This is a genomic window from Mesorhizobium sp. M7A.F.Ca.MR.176.00.0.0, assembly GCF_004023165.1.
In the GTDB taxonomy this organism is placed as follows: Bacteria; Pseudomonadota; Alphaproteobacteria; order Rhizobiales; family Rhizobiaceae; genus Mesorhizobium.
This window is the reverse complement of record NZ_RZTC01000002.1, coordinates 76,649-91,906: the sequence shown is the minus strand read 5'-3', so window position 1 is coordinate 91,906 and position 15,258 is coordinate 76,649. Positions and strand designations below refer to the sequence as shown.

At 63.0% G+C, this 15,258-nt stretch carries 12 protein-coding genes; 11 read left to right on the top strand and 1 reads right to left on the bottom strand.

Annotated features, from left to right (window positions below; genetic code table 11):
• Positions 1–152: 152 nt before the first annotated feature.
• Positions 153–2,933 carry a type VI secretion system ATPase TssH gene (gene tssH, locus EOB59_RS01330; protein WP_128287453.1) on the bottom strand — a complete coding sequence of 927 codons (2,781 nt, stop codon included), beginning with the start codon at positions 2,931–2,933 and terminating at the stop codon, positions 153–155.
• A gap of 312 nt (positions 2,934–3,245) precedes the next feature.
• Here tssH and tssA point away from each other — a divergent pair, with 312 nt between their 5' ends.
• From tssA to icmH, 11 genes are read left to right on the top strand one after another with little or no spacing between them, the layout of a single operon-like run.
• On the top strand, positions 3,246–4,418 hold the full coding sequence (gene tssA / locus EOB59_RS01325) for a type VI secretion system protein TssA (protein WP_128287452.1): 1,173 nt from the start codon (positions 3,246–3,248) through the stop codon (positions 4,416–4,418).
• A 6-nt stretch (positions 4,419–4,424) separates the two neighbouring features.
• Positions 4,425–4,964 carry a type VI secretion system contractile sheath small subunit gene (gene tssB, locus EOB59_RS01320; RefSeq protein ID WP_128287451.1) on the top strand — a complete coding sequence of 180 codons (540 nt, stop codon included), beginning with the start codon at positions 4,425–4,427 and terminating at the stop codon, positions 4,962–4,964.
• 3 nt (positions 4,965–4,967) lie between these two features.
• Complete coding sequence (gene tssC / locus EOB59_RS01315) at positions 4,968–6,473, top strand: type VI secretion system contractile sheath large subunit (RefSeq protein WP_023809141.1); 1,506 nt, start codon at positions 4,968–4,970, stop codon at positions 6,471–6,473.
• 47 nt (positions 6,474–6,520) lie between these two features.
• Positions 6,521–6,982, top strand: a complete 462-nt coding sequence (gene tssD / locus EOB59_RS01310; RefSeq protein WP_027035516.1) for a type VI secretion system tube protein TssD — start codon at positions 6,521–6,523, stop codon at positions 6,980–6,982.
• Positions 6,969–7,724 (top strand): type VI secretion system baseplate subunit TssE, encoded by a 756-nt coding sequence (gene tssE / locus EOB59_RS01305; RefSeq protein ID WP_128287450.1) that lies wholly within the window; start codon positions 6,969–6,971, stop codon positions 7,722–7,724. Before tssD ends, tssE begins: the two co-directional genes overlap by 14 nt.
• 1 nt (position 7,725) lies before the next feature.
• Positions 7,726–9,600, top strand: coding sequence for a type VI secretion system baseplate subunit TssF (gene tssF, locus EOB59_RS01300; RefSeq protein ID WP_128287449.1), 1,875 nt, complete (start codon positions 7,726–7,728; stop codon positions 9,598–9,600).
• Positions 9,564–10,631, top strand: coding sequence for a type VI secretion system baseplate subunit TssG (tssG, locus tag EOB59_RS01295; RefSeq protein ID WP_127380217.1), 1,068 nt, complete (start codon positions 9,564–9,566; stop codon positions 10,629–10,631). Before tssF ends, tssG begins: the two co-directional genes overlap by 37 nt.
• Entirely contained in the window at positions 10,628–12,100 is a 1,473-nt protein-coding gene (gene tagH, locus EOB59_RS01290; protein ID WP_128287448.1) for a type VI secretion system-associated FHA domain protein TagH, read from the top strand. The genes tssG and tagH overlap by 4 nt, the downstream gene beginning before the upstream one ends.
• Before the next feature lie 3 nt (positions 12,101–12,103).
• Positions 12,104–12,556, top strand: a complete 453-nt coding sequence (tssJ, locus tag EOB59_RS01285) for a type VI secretion system lipoprotein TssJ (protein WP_023809147.1) — start codon at positions 12,104–12,106, stop codon at positions 12,554–12,556.
• Positions 12,557–12,595: 39 nt separating this feature from the next.
• A complete protein-coding gene (gene tssK, locus EOB59_RS01280) occupies positions 12,596–13,930 on the top strand; it encodes a type VI secretion system baseplate subunit TssK (RefSeq protein WP_023809148.1) in 1,335 nt (444 codons plus the stop codon).
• A 4-nt stretch (positions 13,931–13,934) separates the two neighbouring features.
• Positions 13,935–15,257 carry a type IVB secretion system protein IcmH/DotU gene (icmH, locus tag EOB59_RS01275; protein WP_128287447.1) on the top strand — a complete coding sequence of 441 codons (1,323 nt, stop codon included), beginning with the start codon at positions 13,935–13,937 and terminating at the stop codon, positions 15,255–15,257.
• Position 15,258 lies beyond the last annotated feature (1 nt).

Below are 15,258 nucleotides of genomic sequence, written 5' to 3'. Positions count from 1 at the left end.
ACTCGCAAATCCGGTGTCGTGGCAGGTAAAAGAATACCGTCATTCTTCTAACCGATTGCGTCATACGAGTTCACCGCCACCGGCCGCTCCCCGGCTAGTCGCTCAGCTTGCCTATGCACGAAGAAGCCGAAGCAAACCGTCATCAACATTCCTTACTCGAAGGAATAGGTGAAGCCCTCCTTGGAGGCGCCGACGGTTACCCTTGTCATCCTTTCGCCCTCGAGCGAGCGGTTCAGCACGCCGCGGCTCAATTCCGGCAGCAGCGTGTTTGTCAGGATGGCATCGATCATCCGCCCGCCGGATTCGATCTCGGTGCAGCGGGCCTTGACTAGGTCCATGACGCCATCGCCGATCACCAATTCTGCGTCGTTGGTCGCACGCAGCCGGCGAGCGATCTTGGCAAACTGGTGACGGGTGATCGCTTCGATCATCGAATCCGAGAGCGGATAGTAAGGAATGGTCACCACCCGGCCAAGAAAGGCCGCAGGGAAGACCTTCAGCAACGGGCTGCGCAGCGCGGTGTCCAGATCGTCGAGCCCTGCCCGCAGCGTGCCATTCCTGGTCCGATCCATGATGACTTCGGAGCCGACATTCGAGGTGAGCAGGATCAGCGTGTTCTTGAAATCGATGCGCCGGCCCTCGCTGTCGTCCATCATCCCCTTGTCGAAGACCTGGAAGAAGATTTCGTGCACGTCAGGATGCGCCTTCTCAACCTCGTCGAGCAGGATCACCGAATAGGGTTTGCGGCGGACCGCCTCGGTCAGGATGCCGCCCTTGCCGTAGCCGACATATCCGGGCGGCGCCCCCTTCAAGGTAGAGATCGTGTGCGCCTCCTGGAACTCGGACATGTTGATCGAGATCAGGTTCTGCTCGCCGCCGTAGAGCGTCTCGGCCAAGGCCAATGCGGTTTCGGTCTTGCCAACGCCCGAGGGGCCACAGAGCAGGAACACGCCCACCGGCTTTTCCGGCGCGCCGAGCCCGGCGCGGCTGGTCTGCACACGCTTGGCAATCATCTCCATGGCGTGATCCTGGCCGACCACGCGTTCGGACAGAGTGCTGGCCAGCCGCAGCGCTTTTTCGGTCTGGCTCGACAGCATCCGCCCCGTCGGGATGCCGGTCCAGTCCTGAACGACCGCCGCCACGGCGTTGCGGTCGACCGACGGCAGGATCAGCGGCGTCTCGCCTTGCGCCTCGGCCAGTTCGACCATCAGTTCGCGCAACCGGGTGAGATCGGCGGCCGGATCGGGTGGAGGGGCATTGGCAGCCGCCGGTGCCTCCATATTGATTTTGGCCGTTTTGGTCTTGGGCGTTTCGACCTTGGGCAGCGGAGTCTCAACCGAGTCCGCGCCTGCTGTTTCGCTATTGGTCTCCGGCGTCTCCACCGCATCGAGCGGCACACCTTCGCCGCGCAGCCTGGCGCGCAGTTCAAGTATTTCGGCAACGAGTGCCTTTTCCCGGTCCCAACGCTCCTGTGCGGCGGCGAGCATGACTTCGGTTTCGGCTAACCCGGTGTCGACCCGTGCCTGCCGGTCGCTCACCTCGATGCCGATCGCGGCCTCGCGACCGATGATGCCGCGCTCGACCTCCAGCGCTTGGCGTCGGCGCATGATGTCCTCGACCTCCGCCGGCGTGGCGTGCTGCGATATGGCGACACGGGCGCAAGCGGTGTCGAGAAGGCTCACCGCCTTGTCAGGCAATTGCCGCGCCGGGATATAGCGATGCGAGAGACCAACCGCCGCCTCGATCGCCTCATCCAATATCTGCACCTTGTGGTGCTGTTCCAGAACGCCGGCGACACCGCGCAACATGAGAACGGCCACCGCCTCGGACGGCTCGTCGATCTTGACCACCTGGAAACGGCGGGTCAGCGCCGGATCCCTCTCGATGTGCTGCTTGTACTCGGCCCAGGTCGTTGCCGCGATCGTGCGCAGTTCGCCGCGCGCCAGCGCCGGCTTCAGCAGATTGGCCGCGTCGCCTGTTCCAGCCGCGCCGCCAGCGCCAATCAAGGTGTGAGCCTCATCGATGAACAGGATGACCGGCGTTTCGGAAGACTGCACCTCATCGATGACTGCCTTCAGCCGCTTTTCGAACTCCCCCTTTACGCTTGCACCCGCCTGCATCAATCCGACATCGAGCATGCGCACACTGACCCCTTGCAGTGTCGGCGGCACGTCGTCCGCAGCGATACGCAAGGCAAAGCCCTCGACGACCGCGGTCTTGCCGACCCCGGCCTCACCGGTCAGGATCGGGTTGTTTTGCCGGCGTCGCATCAGGATATCGACGATCTGCCTGATCTCTGGATCGCGGCCGACAACCGGATCTATCTTACCGTCGCGGGCGCGCTGGGTCAGGTCGGTGGCGTATTTCGCCAGCGCCGAATCCCCACCCGGAGGCCGCCGCGGCGCCTCTGCGGTGGAGACCGTGGTCGAGGCGCCGGCTTCCAGCGAGCCCTCCATGGCATCGGCGAATCGTGCGATGACCGCGGCGGCGTCGATCTTGTCAAACTCGCCGCTGATCTTCGACAGCAGGCCTTCCAGGACCGGCGTCTTCAGGCAGGCAAGGAGAATGTGGGCGCTACGGACTTCCTCGACGCTGAACTCCAGCGTGGCCAGGTTCCAGGCTTCCTGGATGGCATGGAAGATATGGTCGGAAAATTCCTCGATCGACGTTGCGCCGTAAGGCAGCTTGTCGACGGCGCGGGTCATATCGGCCGTGAGCCGGCTCGCATCAAGGCCCGCATCGGCGATTATCATTTGCACATCCGAACGGTCGGAAAGTACCAGTTGCTCGATGAAGTGGACGAGCTCGACGTAAGGATTGCCGCGCAGTTTGGCGGTGTCGGCCGCAGCCTTGAAGGCGCGCACACCGACAGGATTGAGCTTGCCGACCAGTTCCTTGCGTTTGAAGGTCTGCGATGACCGGCGCTGTTCCATCGAACGTGCTCCTGCAATCTGCCAGCCGATAACCTGCCACATAAGCCGTCACTTGACAAAGCGCGATGAACAGCGCCCCTTCCACTTGTGGAGAGTGCCGCACCATCAGATGCAAACAACCACGCAATTGTCCGCCTCGGTGTAATGCATTTCACATACAGGGTCAGCACTCTGGCCAAGGGTTCCAGCACCCAAGACGCGGCTTGGTCAGCTTTCGTTAATTTTTTGAGCAGTGCTTGAATTGTGGTAAAGTGCAACCGTGTGATACCGTAGGGTCACGTACGGTTTGAGGGCCGATCGCTGGGGGTTGGTGTGATTGATGTCGCACTCTGGCTTGCTCCGCTCGACGGTGAAAATCCGTCAGGGGAGGATTTGCGCAACGACCCGGCTTTTCATGAGCTGGAGCGCCTGACGGAACCCGAGATCAAGGTCGTCCACGACGGCCAGAACAAACCCGCCTCGCAAAGCACCATTCCGGTCGACTGGCCCGCGGTGCTCGCCAAGGCGGAGGAATTGCGTGCGCATGGCCGGGACCTGCGCCTGCTCGTCGTCGTCACGCGCGCGCTGGCCAATGAAGAAGGACTGGCCGGGCTCGCGCAGGGGCTGGCCCTTATTGCGCAGACCTTCGATCAGCATTGGGAAACAATGCATCCGGCACTGCGGCCCAACGCTTTGCCACGCGATGCCGCCTTGCGCCGTATCAACGCGCTGCTCGACCTCCAGAATGGTCAGGAGGGGTTGTTGGCGAACCTGCGGCAAATGACGTTCTTTGCGCCACGTGCGATCGGCCCGATCCGGGGCAAGGATCTGGAAAGGTGTGCGCTCGACGACCGTGTCATGCTCCAGGAAGCCGCCTCGGGATTGAACGCGGCAGAAAAGGCCGCACTGGTCAGTGCGCACGGACAATTGTTGAACCGGGTGCGTGCCGGATGTGCGGCACAGATGGATCAAGCCAACGCAGAAATGGTCTTGCTCGTCGCCGACGCCCGGGCAGCGATCGCAGCCCTTGATGCGGTCGAGACCGCTCTCAACGCCCGTCTCGAGGGCGGCGGCGCTCCTGTTCCGGAATTGAAGCGGTTTCTGCAGCGCCTGCTGACGACTCTCGAACGGAATTCGGCAGCCGGCGCCTTGGCGAATGGCGCGGCCAAGCCGCCCACGCCGGCAGAACCGGCAACGCCTGCTCGAAACGGTCATGGAGCCGATACTATGGCAAGTGCGGCAAGCTACGCGGACTCGAGCACGGGGCTTCCCGACCGGATTTCCTCGCGCGACGACGTGGTGAAATGCCTCGACCTCGTCGTCGCCTTTTATGACCGCACTGAACCGTCGAGCCCGATTCCGCACCTAGCGCGGCGCGTGCGCCGGATGGTGCACATGGATTTCGTTGAACTGATGGAAGATCTCGCCCCGTCGGGGCTGAAGGAATTCCGGCTCCTTGCCGGCGTTCCCGATGTCAAGAAGACGGCTCAGAAGGATGAAAGGTAACAGCACATGCCAGCCGAAAGCAAAGCGAAGGTCATCGAACGAAATCGCGCACCGCGGGTGCAGATCGCCTACGACGTGGAAACCTACGGTAGCCCGACGACGATCGAATTGCCGTTTGTCATGGGCGTGATGGCCGACCTTTCCGGTGCTTCGCAGACCAAGGAAGCGTCAAAGTCAGTGCTGGACCGTTCCTTTGTCGAGACCGACGCGAACCGCTTCCCCAAATTCATGGAGGCGCTCGGACCACGAGTGAAAGCCCGCGTGAAGAATACGCTGCCTCAGGCTGAGGGCGCCGAGCGGGACGAGGAACTGGCGCTCGACCTTACATTTTCCAGAATGGGCGATTTCGCCCCGGACAAGATCGCCGAGCAAGTTCCGCAACTGGCCGAGATCCTCAATATGCGGCGCCAGCTCGAGGAGCTGCTTGGCTTCATGGATGGCCGCGTCGACGCCGAAAAACGCATCGCGCAACTTCTGAACAACGAACCACTTCTTGGCAAGATCGCCAGCCAGGCGCTGGCCGACGACGACAAGGTTGGGGAGTAAATCATGGCCGAACAGCAAAAGACCGCCGCCGTCGCCGCCGAGGCGGAAGCCATAGATCTTGGAGAATTCAGCGGGCTTCTCGAGAAGGATTTCAAGGTCAAGAAGGACGACAGCGAGAAACTGCAGCAACTCGTGCGCAATCTCGCACTCGCGGCGCAGTCCCGTTCCGAGACCACCACCATCTCCTCCAATGCGATCAAGTCGATCAAGTCGCTGATCGCGGGCATCGACAAGATGCTGACGACACAGGTCAACGAGATCCTGCACGCGCCCGAGGTGCGTGAGATGGAAGGCACATGGCGCGGCCTCTGGTATCTCATCAACAACACCGAGACGGATCAGAAGCTGAAGATCCGGGTGATGAACATCTCCAAGGAGCAACTGGCCGACACGCTCGAAGACTATGAAGGCCAGATGTGGGATCAGAGCCCGATCTTCAAGAAAGTCTATACGGACGAGTATTCGATGCTTGGCGGCGAGCCGATCGGCTGTGTGATTGGCGCCTACGAATTCTCGAACCATCCGCGCGACGTCGGTTTGTTGCGTAACATCTCCGGCATCTGTGCTTCAGCACACACGCCGTTTATCGCAGCCGCCTCGCCGCGCCTGTTCCGCATGGACAGCTGGCAGGAATTGCCGAACCCGCAAGATCTCCAGCAGATCGTCTCCAACCCGGCCTATGCCTCGTGGCAGTCGCTGCGCGAGAGCGAGGACGCTCGCTATATCGGCCTGACCATGCCGCGTGTTCTGGCGCGGCTGCCATACGGCACGGATACCGTTCCGGTGAAGGGCTTCACCTTCGAGGAAGAGGTGCAGGGCGATCACAACAAATATGTCTGGATGAACGCCGCCTTCCCTATGGGCGTGAACATAAACCGCAGCCACAAGCTCTATGGCTGGGGCACGCAGATCCGCGGCGTCGAGAATGGCGGCACGGTGCTTAACCTGCCGGTGCACAGCTTCCCGACCGATGACGGGTCGATCGCGATGAAATGTCCGACCGAAGTCGCCATCGACGACCGGCGCGAAGCGGAACTGGCCAAGCTGGGCCTGATGCCGATCCTGCATCGAAAGAACACCGATCTCGCGGCCTTCATCGGCGCACACTCACTGCAGGACGACGAGACGCGGGCGGGGCGGCTGGTCGACCCCGACGCGCAGTCCAATGAGCGGCTGAGTGCCAACCTGCCCTATCTCTTCCCGGTCTCGCGCTTTGCGCATTACCTCAAGGCCATTGCGCGCGACAAGGTCGGCTCGTTCAAAGAGCGCTCCGACATGCAGATCTGGCTGACCGAATGGATCAACCGATATGTGCTGGCCAACCCGGCCTTCGCCGACGACAAGGCGCGCGCCAAGCGCCCGCTTGCCGCGGCCGAGGTTCAGGTTGACAGCGTTGAGGGGCGGCCGGGCTATTACAACGCCCGCTTCTATTTGCGTCCGCATTACCAGCTCGAGGGCATCAATGCCTCGCTCCGACTGGTCTCGGAACTACCGTCCGTGAAGACTTGAATTGCAGCAACACCATCTTGGTTTTTTGAAAGCGGTGGAGAAAGACAATGCCCACAGGTACGAAGATTGATGGCTTTCTAAAAGTTCCGGATATCAAAGGCCCAAGCGTTCGTGATGGCCACGAGGACGAAATCGAAATCCATGGGGTCGATTACAAGATAGTCGCGCCATACGATCCGAATTCGCTCTCGCGCCGCGGCCGTGTCTCCTTGGGAATGATCAAGTTCACCAAGCACTACGACAAGTCCTCGCCCTATCTGAAGAAGGCACTGTTCGAGAACAAGGCGCTGGACGAAGTGGTGTTCTCGGCTCGCCGGACCATCGATGGCGAGACGAATGATTACCTGGTCGTCACCCTCACCGACGCCTCGATCATGGAATACGACCTGTCGCAGGCGGAGGATGAGGAAGACCTGATCGAGGAAGAGGTCAGCTTCGCCTACAAGAAGATCAAGTTCGTCTATGACGGCAATGACGAAATCGAAATGGATGTCTATGTCGGCAAGTGAGGGCCGGCGGCCCGACGCGGACAAGCTGCAGGTTACCGCTGGTTCGCGAGCAAAACGCGAAGCGGTCCAGCCCTCTCTCTGGGACCGCCTCGTAAACGACCTGCCGGGCATGACCTCCGAGATAGACGGGCTGCGCCAGGCCTTGCAGGACGAACTCGGCGCGGACCAGCTGGAGGGTCTGGTTGCGGGCAGCGCGCGGCTCATCGATGCCGATGCGGAGCTGACGGCCGATCAGAAGCGGCGCCTGCACCGCCTGGCCTTTCAGATCCAGCATCGCGTGGAGATGGAAAGCCGCGGCGTGGTCGTGTCGGCCCGCGTGCTCCGGGAGGCCGTGCGGCGCGATATCGAGGCCCTGTTCAACACCGAACGTTTCGAGGCTGTTCCGCTTCTTTCCGATCTCGAAAGCGAGCAGGCAGCGGACAACCCGCCGTCGCTCGCCGATTTCCCGGAGGTGCGCCGAAGCGTGATCAACTACGGCGTGCCCTCCTTTTCGGGCCGTTCCTCCCGCGATTTTGATCGCGAGGCGCTCGCCCGCGAGATCCGCTCGGTGCTTGCTACCTTCGAGCCACGCCTCAAGGAAAGTACGACGAAGGTCACGGTGACGCTTGGCGACAAGAGCGTGGGTTTGAAGATCGAGATTGACGCGGTGCTGATCATGACGCCGACGCCGGAACGCATGCGCCTGCGCACCACGATCAATCTCGACAACGGCTTGGCGCGGACCGAATTTAGGGAGGCCTGAGATGGATCGGGTCTTCGTAGAATATTACGAGGAGGAACTGACCCATATCCGTGCGCTGGCGGCGGAATTTGCCGACCTGCATCCGGCGGTGGCGCGCAATCTCTCGCTCGACACGGTGCCGTGTCCGGATCCGTATGTCGAGCGGTTGCTTGACGGCGTCGCTTTTCTCGCGGCGCGCACCCGGCTGAAAGTCGATGCCGAGCGCTCGCGGTTTTCACGCAGCGTGCTGGATGTCCTCTATCCCGATCTGGTCACGCCGGCGCCGGCAACGGCTATGGTGGTGCTGAAACCCGGCCAGCAGGTCCAGACGATGGTTGCCGGCCATGTCGTCAAGCGCAACACCCGGCTGGTCTCCGGCCTGCAGCCCGGCCTTTCGACGCGCTGCACCTTCACCACCGCCCAGGACGTCACGCTGTGGCCGATAGCGGTGACTTCGGTAAGCTATTTTCAAGATCGCAGCGCGCTGGCGGCGGCCGGCATAGGGCCGATCGGCGGTGTGGCCGGCGAGGCGGCGCTCCGCATCGTGCTGGCCCGAACCGGAAAAGGCAGGCTCGACGAATTGTCGCTCGACAAGCTTGATCTCTATTTTTCCGGGCGCACCAAGGCACCGTTAATTTTCGACGCGATTTTCGGCGCTTGTTCGGCCGTTGGCGCACGCGCGGAAGGCAAGACCAACCTCGCATCGCCCTTGCCGGAACCCGAAATGATCGGCATCAGCGACGACGAAGCCCTGATGCCTCGGACCCGTCCGACATTCGAGGGGTACCGTCTGCTGCGCGAATATTTCATGATGCCCGAGCGCTTTCACTATGCGCGGGTTTCCGGACTGCAGCCCGTCGTGCGCCGATGCGCCGCCGGGCTCGAGATCATCTTCATGTTCAGGCGTCCAGTGCCCGAGCTTGCCGACTTGACCCCGGCCGATTTCGAACTTTTCGCAACGCCGATCATCAATCTCTTCGAGCGTGAGTGCAACGTCATCGAGCTTGATCCGCGCAGGACGCGCCAGGTGCTGCATGCCGACCGAACGCGGGCGCGTGACTTCGAAATCTATCGGGTCATCCGCGTGGAGGACGCCGACACCGGGGGCAGCGATGCCGAAATTCCGGAGCTCTTCAGCCTGGGTCAGAATCGTGGCAGTGGCTGGGTCTACTCGACCGAGCGGCGTCCCCGTCGCGCGACGGAAGACGAGCGGCGCGACGGGCTGACCCGCACCTCCTACGCAGGGGACGATGTTTTCCTGGCAATTTCACGCCCGGTGGAAAGCCAGGCGAACCGGTCGCTGAGGCGTGTCGACATCGTGGCGCTTTGCACCAACCGCGATCTGCCGATCCTCGATGACAATCCCACTTTGACGCTGGAGGCCGGCGACCCGGTCGAAACGGTGCTGCTTCTCGGCGCGTTGCGTCCGCCTCGCCCGGCCATCCCCGCGGCGCTGCCTTCGGGCGCGGCGGGCGAATCGCGCGACGACAATCTCGCCTGGCGGCTGGTGGCGCAACTGGCGCTCAATTTTCTCAGCCTTGCCAAGGAAGGCCGCGGCGTCGATCCGCTGCATGCGCTGCTTGATCTTTACGCCGACCGGGGAGATCCGAGCCTTGCCCGCAACGTGCATTCGATCGTTCGCATCGACTCGCGGTCGGTCATCGAACGGCTGCAGATCGACGGCCCGATGTGCTTTGGACGTGGCACGGAAGTAACATTGCATGTCGACCAGTCGGTCCTGGCAGGGCAAAGCACATTGCTGCTTTCGGCCCTGCTGGCACGGCTGTTTGCCCGGCACGCCGGAATAAACGGCTTCGTGCGAACCCGTACGCGGCTGCTGCAGAAGCAGGAGGATGTGCCATGGCCGATGACGCCCGGCAATCGCTACCTGATCTAGACACAGTCGACCCGAACCATGCCGAGGCGCTGTCCGGGACCTTCGACTTCTTCGAACTGTTGCGCCGACTCGAACGGAGGGGCGGGCTGTTCGGCTATTCCGGCTCGCCAGAGCGCGAGCCTGCAAGGCTCGGACAGCATGTGCGTCTTAGCTTTTCGGCCAGGGACGTGGTTGAATTCCACGACGCGAAGGACAAGGCTCCGGCCAGGGTCACCGTCGCAAATCTCGGCCTGATGGGACCCGAAGGTCCGCTGCCGCTGCATCTGACACGCTGGGTGCTCGATCGTCTGTCGCAGCGCTGGTTCACCGGCGCCGATGCCCAGCAAACCAGCGACACGACATTCGTGGACTTCGTCAACATTCTTCAGCACCGCATGATCGCCCTGTATTATCGGGCATGGGCGGATGCGCATCCGGCCGTACAGGTCGAACGCGCGGTCGGCGGGCGCGTTCGCGCCATGCTCGAAGCCATGGCGGGAATAGGACTTCCGGGCACCCAGAACACCGATCTCGATACGGTGAAGCTTCGCCAGGCGGCTTCGCTCGCCAGCCAGGTCGACGGCCCGGAACGGCTGACGCTGTTCCTAGCGGAAGCGTTCAAGGTGCCGGTTCAGATTAAGGAGTTCATCGCCGCCTGGATAACCATCCCAACCGGGCTCCAGACCCGTCTTGCAAAAGCCTATGCAGGGCTTGGCCGAGGAGCGACGATCGGCCCGCGCGTTTTCAACCGCCAAAGCCGAATCGAGCTCCGTGTCGGCCCGCTGGGGTACGAGGACTTCAAGGCGTTCCTGCCCGGTGGCCAGCGGTTCAAACTGTTCAAGCAAGCCGTTCGCGACATGGTCGGGGAATCGCTCGACGTCGATCTGCGCATCGTGCTTGCGCGGGAAGCCGTGCCGCCGCCCCGTCTCGGAGCGGTACAGCTCGGCCGAACTGCCTGGCTTGCGCGGCCTGTTGAAAGGGGCGATGCTGACGATCTGCGGCTGCGCACAATCGTCGGATGGCAGCCGGAAATGGCGGGGGTCGCGGCATGAGCCTGCTGCTGACGCTGGAGCAAGGGCCACGCACCCAGGCCGTACGGCACACCCGGCTGGACGAAGGCGAGCTGGTGATCGGCCGCAGCGCGGACGCAGGCTGGCAGATCGACGATCCCGACATGTTCGTTTCGCGAGCTCATTGCAGGATCTCGGGTGGGCGAGATGGATATTTCGTCACCGACACGTCAAGCAGCGGATTGTTCATAAACGATTCTGACAGCCCGCTCGGCGCCGGCAAGTCGACGCGTCTTCAAAGCGGTATGCGGCTAAGACTGGGCGACTACGTCGTCTATGTCGATCTGCAGACGCCAACCGCCCAAGCACCCACAGCCGGCCAGCCGGCTCCGGAACGCCTGCCGCCGGCATCCCGGGCGCCGGTGAGCATCGGCCACGACGACTTCTTTTCCGCCACGGTCGAAGAAGAGCCGCGACGGCCACGTCCGGCGGATTTGCCGGACCCGTTCGAACGGCCGGTTCCAAGCGCGTTCGAGCGTGCCACCTCCGGCCAGCGCAGTTCGCCTGGTTTCGATGACCCGTTCAGCCTCGATCCGGTTTCAACGCCTGTGTCGAAAAATGCCGCCTCTTACCGCGAACCGGGCGGCGCGGCGAACCAGGCGGACCCCTTCGGCCCCGACCCCGTGCCGTCTCCCAGCCGGGGAGCCGAACCCGCTCATGGAAAGCCGTCCGATTTCAAGGATGATTTTGGTTTCGGATCGGCCGCGGCGCCCGGTTCGGCAAACGGCACCGGCTCGGCCGGACAGCGCGAGCGCATCGCCCAACGACCACAATCCGCCAATCCCTGGGATTTGCCCGCGCAAGCGGCTGACGTCCCGCCTCCGGCGCGGGCAGGTGCTGCTGCCAAACCCGCCCGCCTGCCGGCAGCGCCGCAACTGGGGGACATGGCGCTCCGCTCCGCATTCCTGCATGGCATGGGTGTCGAGGAAGCCGATTTCCCCGAGCGCGACAGCATTGCGGAAATGGAGAAGTTTGGCCGCGAATATCGGTTGATGATGGAAGGCCTGATGCAGCTTCTGCGCAAACGGGCCGAGGAAAAGGGAAACGCTCGGGTCGCCCAGACCATGGTTGGGGCTTCCGAAGTCAATCCGCTCAAGTTTCTGCCGACGGTCGACGACGCCATCGTCACGCTTCTCGCCGAGCGCAGCCCCGGATTTCTCGCCGGCGAAGCGGCAATCGCCGACGCGGTTCGCGACCTCGCCCAACATCACGTGCGCGCCTGGCGCGGCGTACAGGGCGCCTTGCGGCGGATGATTGACCGTTTTGACCCGACAGCGATCGAGGAAGAGCTGAAATCGAATTCCGCGATCGGCACGCTGCTTTCGGGCGGGCGTAGCGCCAAGCTGTGGGAGCTTTACCAGAAACGCCACCGTGAAATCGCCGAGAGCGCGGAAAAAAGCTTTCTGGGCGAAATCGGCGCTGATTTTCGGGATGCATATGAGGAGGAGTGAGACATGATCGATCGACGCGAATTCATTGTCGCCTTGGGCGCAACCGGGCTGCTTACGGCTTGCCAGAGCGGGCCGCCGAAACCATCGGTGATCACCGTCAAACTGACCGGCGGGGCCGGTATGAACCCGGGACCGGGCGGCGGCGACCGGCCGGTGACGGTCCTCGTCATGCGGCTGCGCAGCACCGGCAAATTCAATTCCGCCGACTACTTTGCCTTGCAGGGGGATGCCGGTTCGGCACTCGCAGGCGACCTCATCGGATCCGACCAGATAGCCGTCGGGCCGGGAAAGACCGCGTCCAAGACCATCACGGTCGAGCCGGACGCGACGGCGCTGGGCTTCGTTGCACTGATCCGCGAGCCCGGCGGCCGGAACTGGCGGACGACCAAGTCAGTGTCGGCGGGATCACAATTTACGGTCAACGTCTCGCTTGGCAGCGGCGGCATTTCCGCCTAACGGCCAGGGCAAGGGGAGCTCGATGCAGAGAGTAGCGGCATGAGCGATGCAAACAGGGTGCTGTGGTCCGAAGGTCTGTTTCTCCGGACCCAGCATTTCCAGCAGCAGGATCGCTTTTTCGAGGCGACGGTGCGCGGCGCGTTGCAGGCCGGGCAGTTGCATACGTTCGGCTTCCAGCAGCTGACGCTGGATCAGGCATTGCTGGAGGCCGGCCAAATCTCGATCCTGTCCGCACGGGGCATCTTTCCGGACGGAACACCTTTCTCCATTCCAGACATGATGGACGCGCCGCGACCATTGCCGGTCACCCCGGACACGAGCGCCGGGCCGGTGCTGGTGGCCTTGCCTCTGGAGCCTCCGGGAGGTGTCGGCTTCGATCCGGCACACGCAGCCGCCTCGGGAGCACGCTATCACGGGCGGGTTGTTTCGGTGCGTGACGCCGTCCAGGGCGGTTCAGATCCTGAAGAAATCGAGATCGCCCGTCCGCAGGCGCTGCTGCTTGCACCCGGCAAGTCGGTCGGTGGCTACACAGCCTTGCCGATAGCCGACCTCAAGGGGGTTCGAGCCGATGGTGGCGTCTCTCTGGACGAGACCTTCCTGCCGCCGACACTGATTACCGGCGCGGTGGCCTGGTATCGGCAATTGCTTCTGGAAGTTGTCACAGGCCTCGAGCAGATCGCCGAGGCGCATGGCAAGATGGTCATGGGCGGGCCTGGGCGCAGCGTCGAAGATCTGCTGATGCTCAATCTCGCCAATGCGGCGCGTCCGCGGCTCGCCCACATGCTGGCGCAGGATGTCTTCCATCCGGCCGAGCTTTACCTGGAACTTGCCGGGCTCGCTGGTTCGATGGCGACCTACGGATCGAGCGCGCGGCGCCTGGGCGAATTACCCGCTTACGATCACATGGCGCCAGGCCCCGCCTATTCGGCGCTGGCGGATGCGCTGCGCTCGCTCATCCTCAGCCTGCGTTACATCGAGCCTAAATCGCGTGCGCTGCCTGTCATGCGGCATTCGACCAATGTCTGGAAAATCCGCATCGACAACCCCAAGCTGCTGGTGGCCAGCCGGATCGTCATCCGGGTCGGCTCGGAGCTGTCGGAGGACGCGCTGCGCAAGATCTTCGTCAATCAGGCGACTGTCGGCTCGGCCGACCAGTTCGAGGGCCTGTGGAAATCGCGTTTGCCCGGCATTCCGCTGAAACCGCTTCATTCCCAGCCGCGCGAGATCCCCTACGATGGCGATCGGCTGTGCCTCGAGCTGGACCAGAAAAGCGAGCATTGGGCCTCGCTGCTCGATGCTCCCGGCTTTGTCATCGGCGTTTCGGGCGTGTTGCCAAGCGAGCCGCAGGTGGACTGCTATTCGGTGAACAGGTGAGATCATGAGCCGCGATGATCCGTTCGGACTGTCGGATGATCGCGAACGCACCCGCATACGACTGACCGGCGCGCCAACGCCACGACCGATGGCGCCGCTCTTGCCGGGCGCAGTGGTAAAGCGGTCTCGCACCCACCCGAACGCGCTTGTCAACGCATTCGCGCCCTTGCTCGAGTTCGCTCCCGAGCTTGAAAGCGCGCTGCCGCCGGAGAATCCGGAAACGTTGCGCACCCGATTGCTCGAAGAACTGGTTCGGGCACGCGACATGGCAATGTCGACGGGATCCTCGATGGAGAGGGCCGACCAGGCAGCCTGGAGCGTGGCGGCGTTGCTCGACGATCTGGCTTTGAATACGCCATGGGGCGGGGCCAGCGCCTGGCCGCGGCAGCCGCTCGTGGTCATGCTGCACGGCGACGTCGATGCCGGCACGCAGTTCTTCACGCGTCTCGACGAACTGGAACGCCATCCCAACCGTGATCGCGAATTGCTGGAACTGCAATATGACTGCATGGCGCTCGGCTTCCGCGGCAAATATCGCGTGCCTGGGCGGTCAGGCGACCGATCACTCAATGCCGTACGAGTGGCGGCGGCACGCTTCCTGCGCGATGCCGACGCTGAAGGCGCGCCACTGTCACCAAACTGGCAGGGCGTGATCGCATCCGACGAACCGCAGCGCTTCATCGTTCCGATCTGGGTTATGGCGCTCGGTGCGGCGGTTGTTGCCACTGCCATCCATATCGGACTCTCGATGGGACTGAGCAGCCAGGCGGTCGAGCTTTCCGCACTTGTGCGCACGTTGCCGCCGCCTGCACGCGGCGACATCAGCCGTACGTCGCCCAAGGTCGATGCCCCGCCGCCGGAGAAGGTGGATTTTGCGCTGTTGCCGGAATTTCAGGCCGGAGCGCCGGCCGACCTCAGTTCCGCCCTCAGCGGCACCGAGAGCGTTTCGCTGGCCAAGCTGATCATCCAGGCCTCCAACCCCGAACTGTTCCAGTCGTCGCGGCCACAACTGACCGAAGGTTTCGAGCCCCTGATCGGTTCGATCGCCAAGGTGATCCTCGCCAATCAGGAGCTGATCGGAAACATCACGGTGATCGGTCATACGGACGGCGTTCCTCTGCAAAAGACCAATCCGCTGTCGACCAACCAGCGGCTGTCCGAGGCTCGCGCCCAGACGATTGCCGACATGCTGGTCCAGAACGGAGTGCCACGGGACCGCGTCCATTCCGAGGGCCGCGCGGCCACCGATCCAGTGGCCAGCGACAACACGCGCCAGGGGCGAGCCTTGAACCGCCGCGCCGAGGTGCTTGTCGAAAAGAGGCTGTGAG

Excerpts from the sequence above, each read along its gene's own strand:
- tssH (WP_128287453.1), bottom strand. The coding sequence starts at position 2,933 with ATGGAACAGCGCCGGTCATCGCAGACCTTCAAACGCAAGGAACTGGTC.
- tssB (WP_128287451.1), top strand. The coding sequence starts at position 4,425 with ATGCCAGCCGAAAGCAAAGCGAAGGTCATCGAACGAAATCGCGCACCG.
- tssC (WP_023809141.1), top strand. The coding sequence starts at position 4,968 with ATGGCCGAACAGCAAAAGACCGCCGCCGTCGCCGCCGAGGCGGAAGCC.
- tssD (WP_027035516.1), top strand. The coding sequence starts at position 6,521 with ATGCCCACAGGTACGAAGATTGATGGCTTTCTAAAAGTTCCGGATATC.
- tssE (WP_128287450.1), top strand. The coding sequence starts at position 6,969 with ATGTCGGCAAGTGAGGGCCGGCGGCCCGACGCGGACAAGCTGCAGGTT.
- tssF (WP_128287449.1), top strand. The coding sequence starts at position 7,726 with ATGGATCGGGTCTTCGTAGAATATTACGAGGAGGAACTGACCCATATC.
- tssG (WP_127380217.1), top strand. The coding sequence starts at position 9,564 with ATGGCCGATGACGCCCGGCAATCGCTACCTGATCTAGACACAGTCGAC.
- tagH (WP_128287448.1), top strand. The coding sequence starts at position 10,628 with ATGAGCCTGCTGCTGACGCTGGAGCAAGGGCCACGCACCCAGGCCGTA.
- tssJ (WP_023809147.1), top strand. The coding sequence starts at position 12,104 with ATGATCGATCGACGCGAATTCATTGTCGCCTTGGGCGCAACCGGGCTG.
- tssK (WP_023809148.1), top strand. The coding sequence starts at position 12,596 with ATGAGCGATGCAAACAGGGTGCTGTGGTCCGAAGGTCTGTTTCTCCGG.
- icmH (WP_128287447.1), top strand. The coding sequence starts at position 13,935 with ATGAGCCGCGATGATCCGTTCGGACTGTCGGATGATCGCGAACGCACC.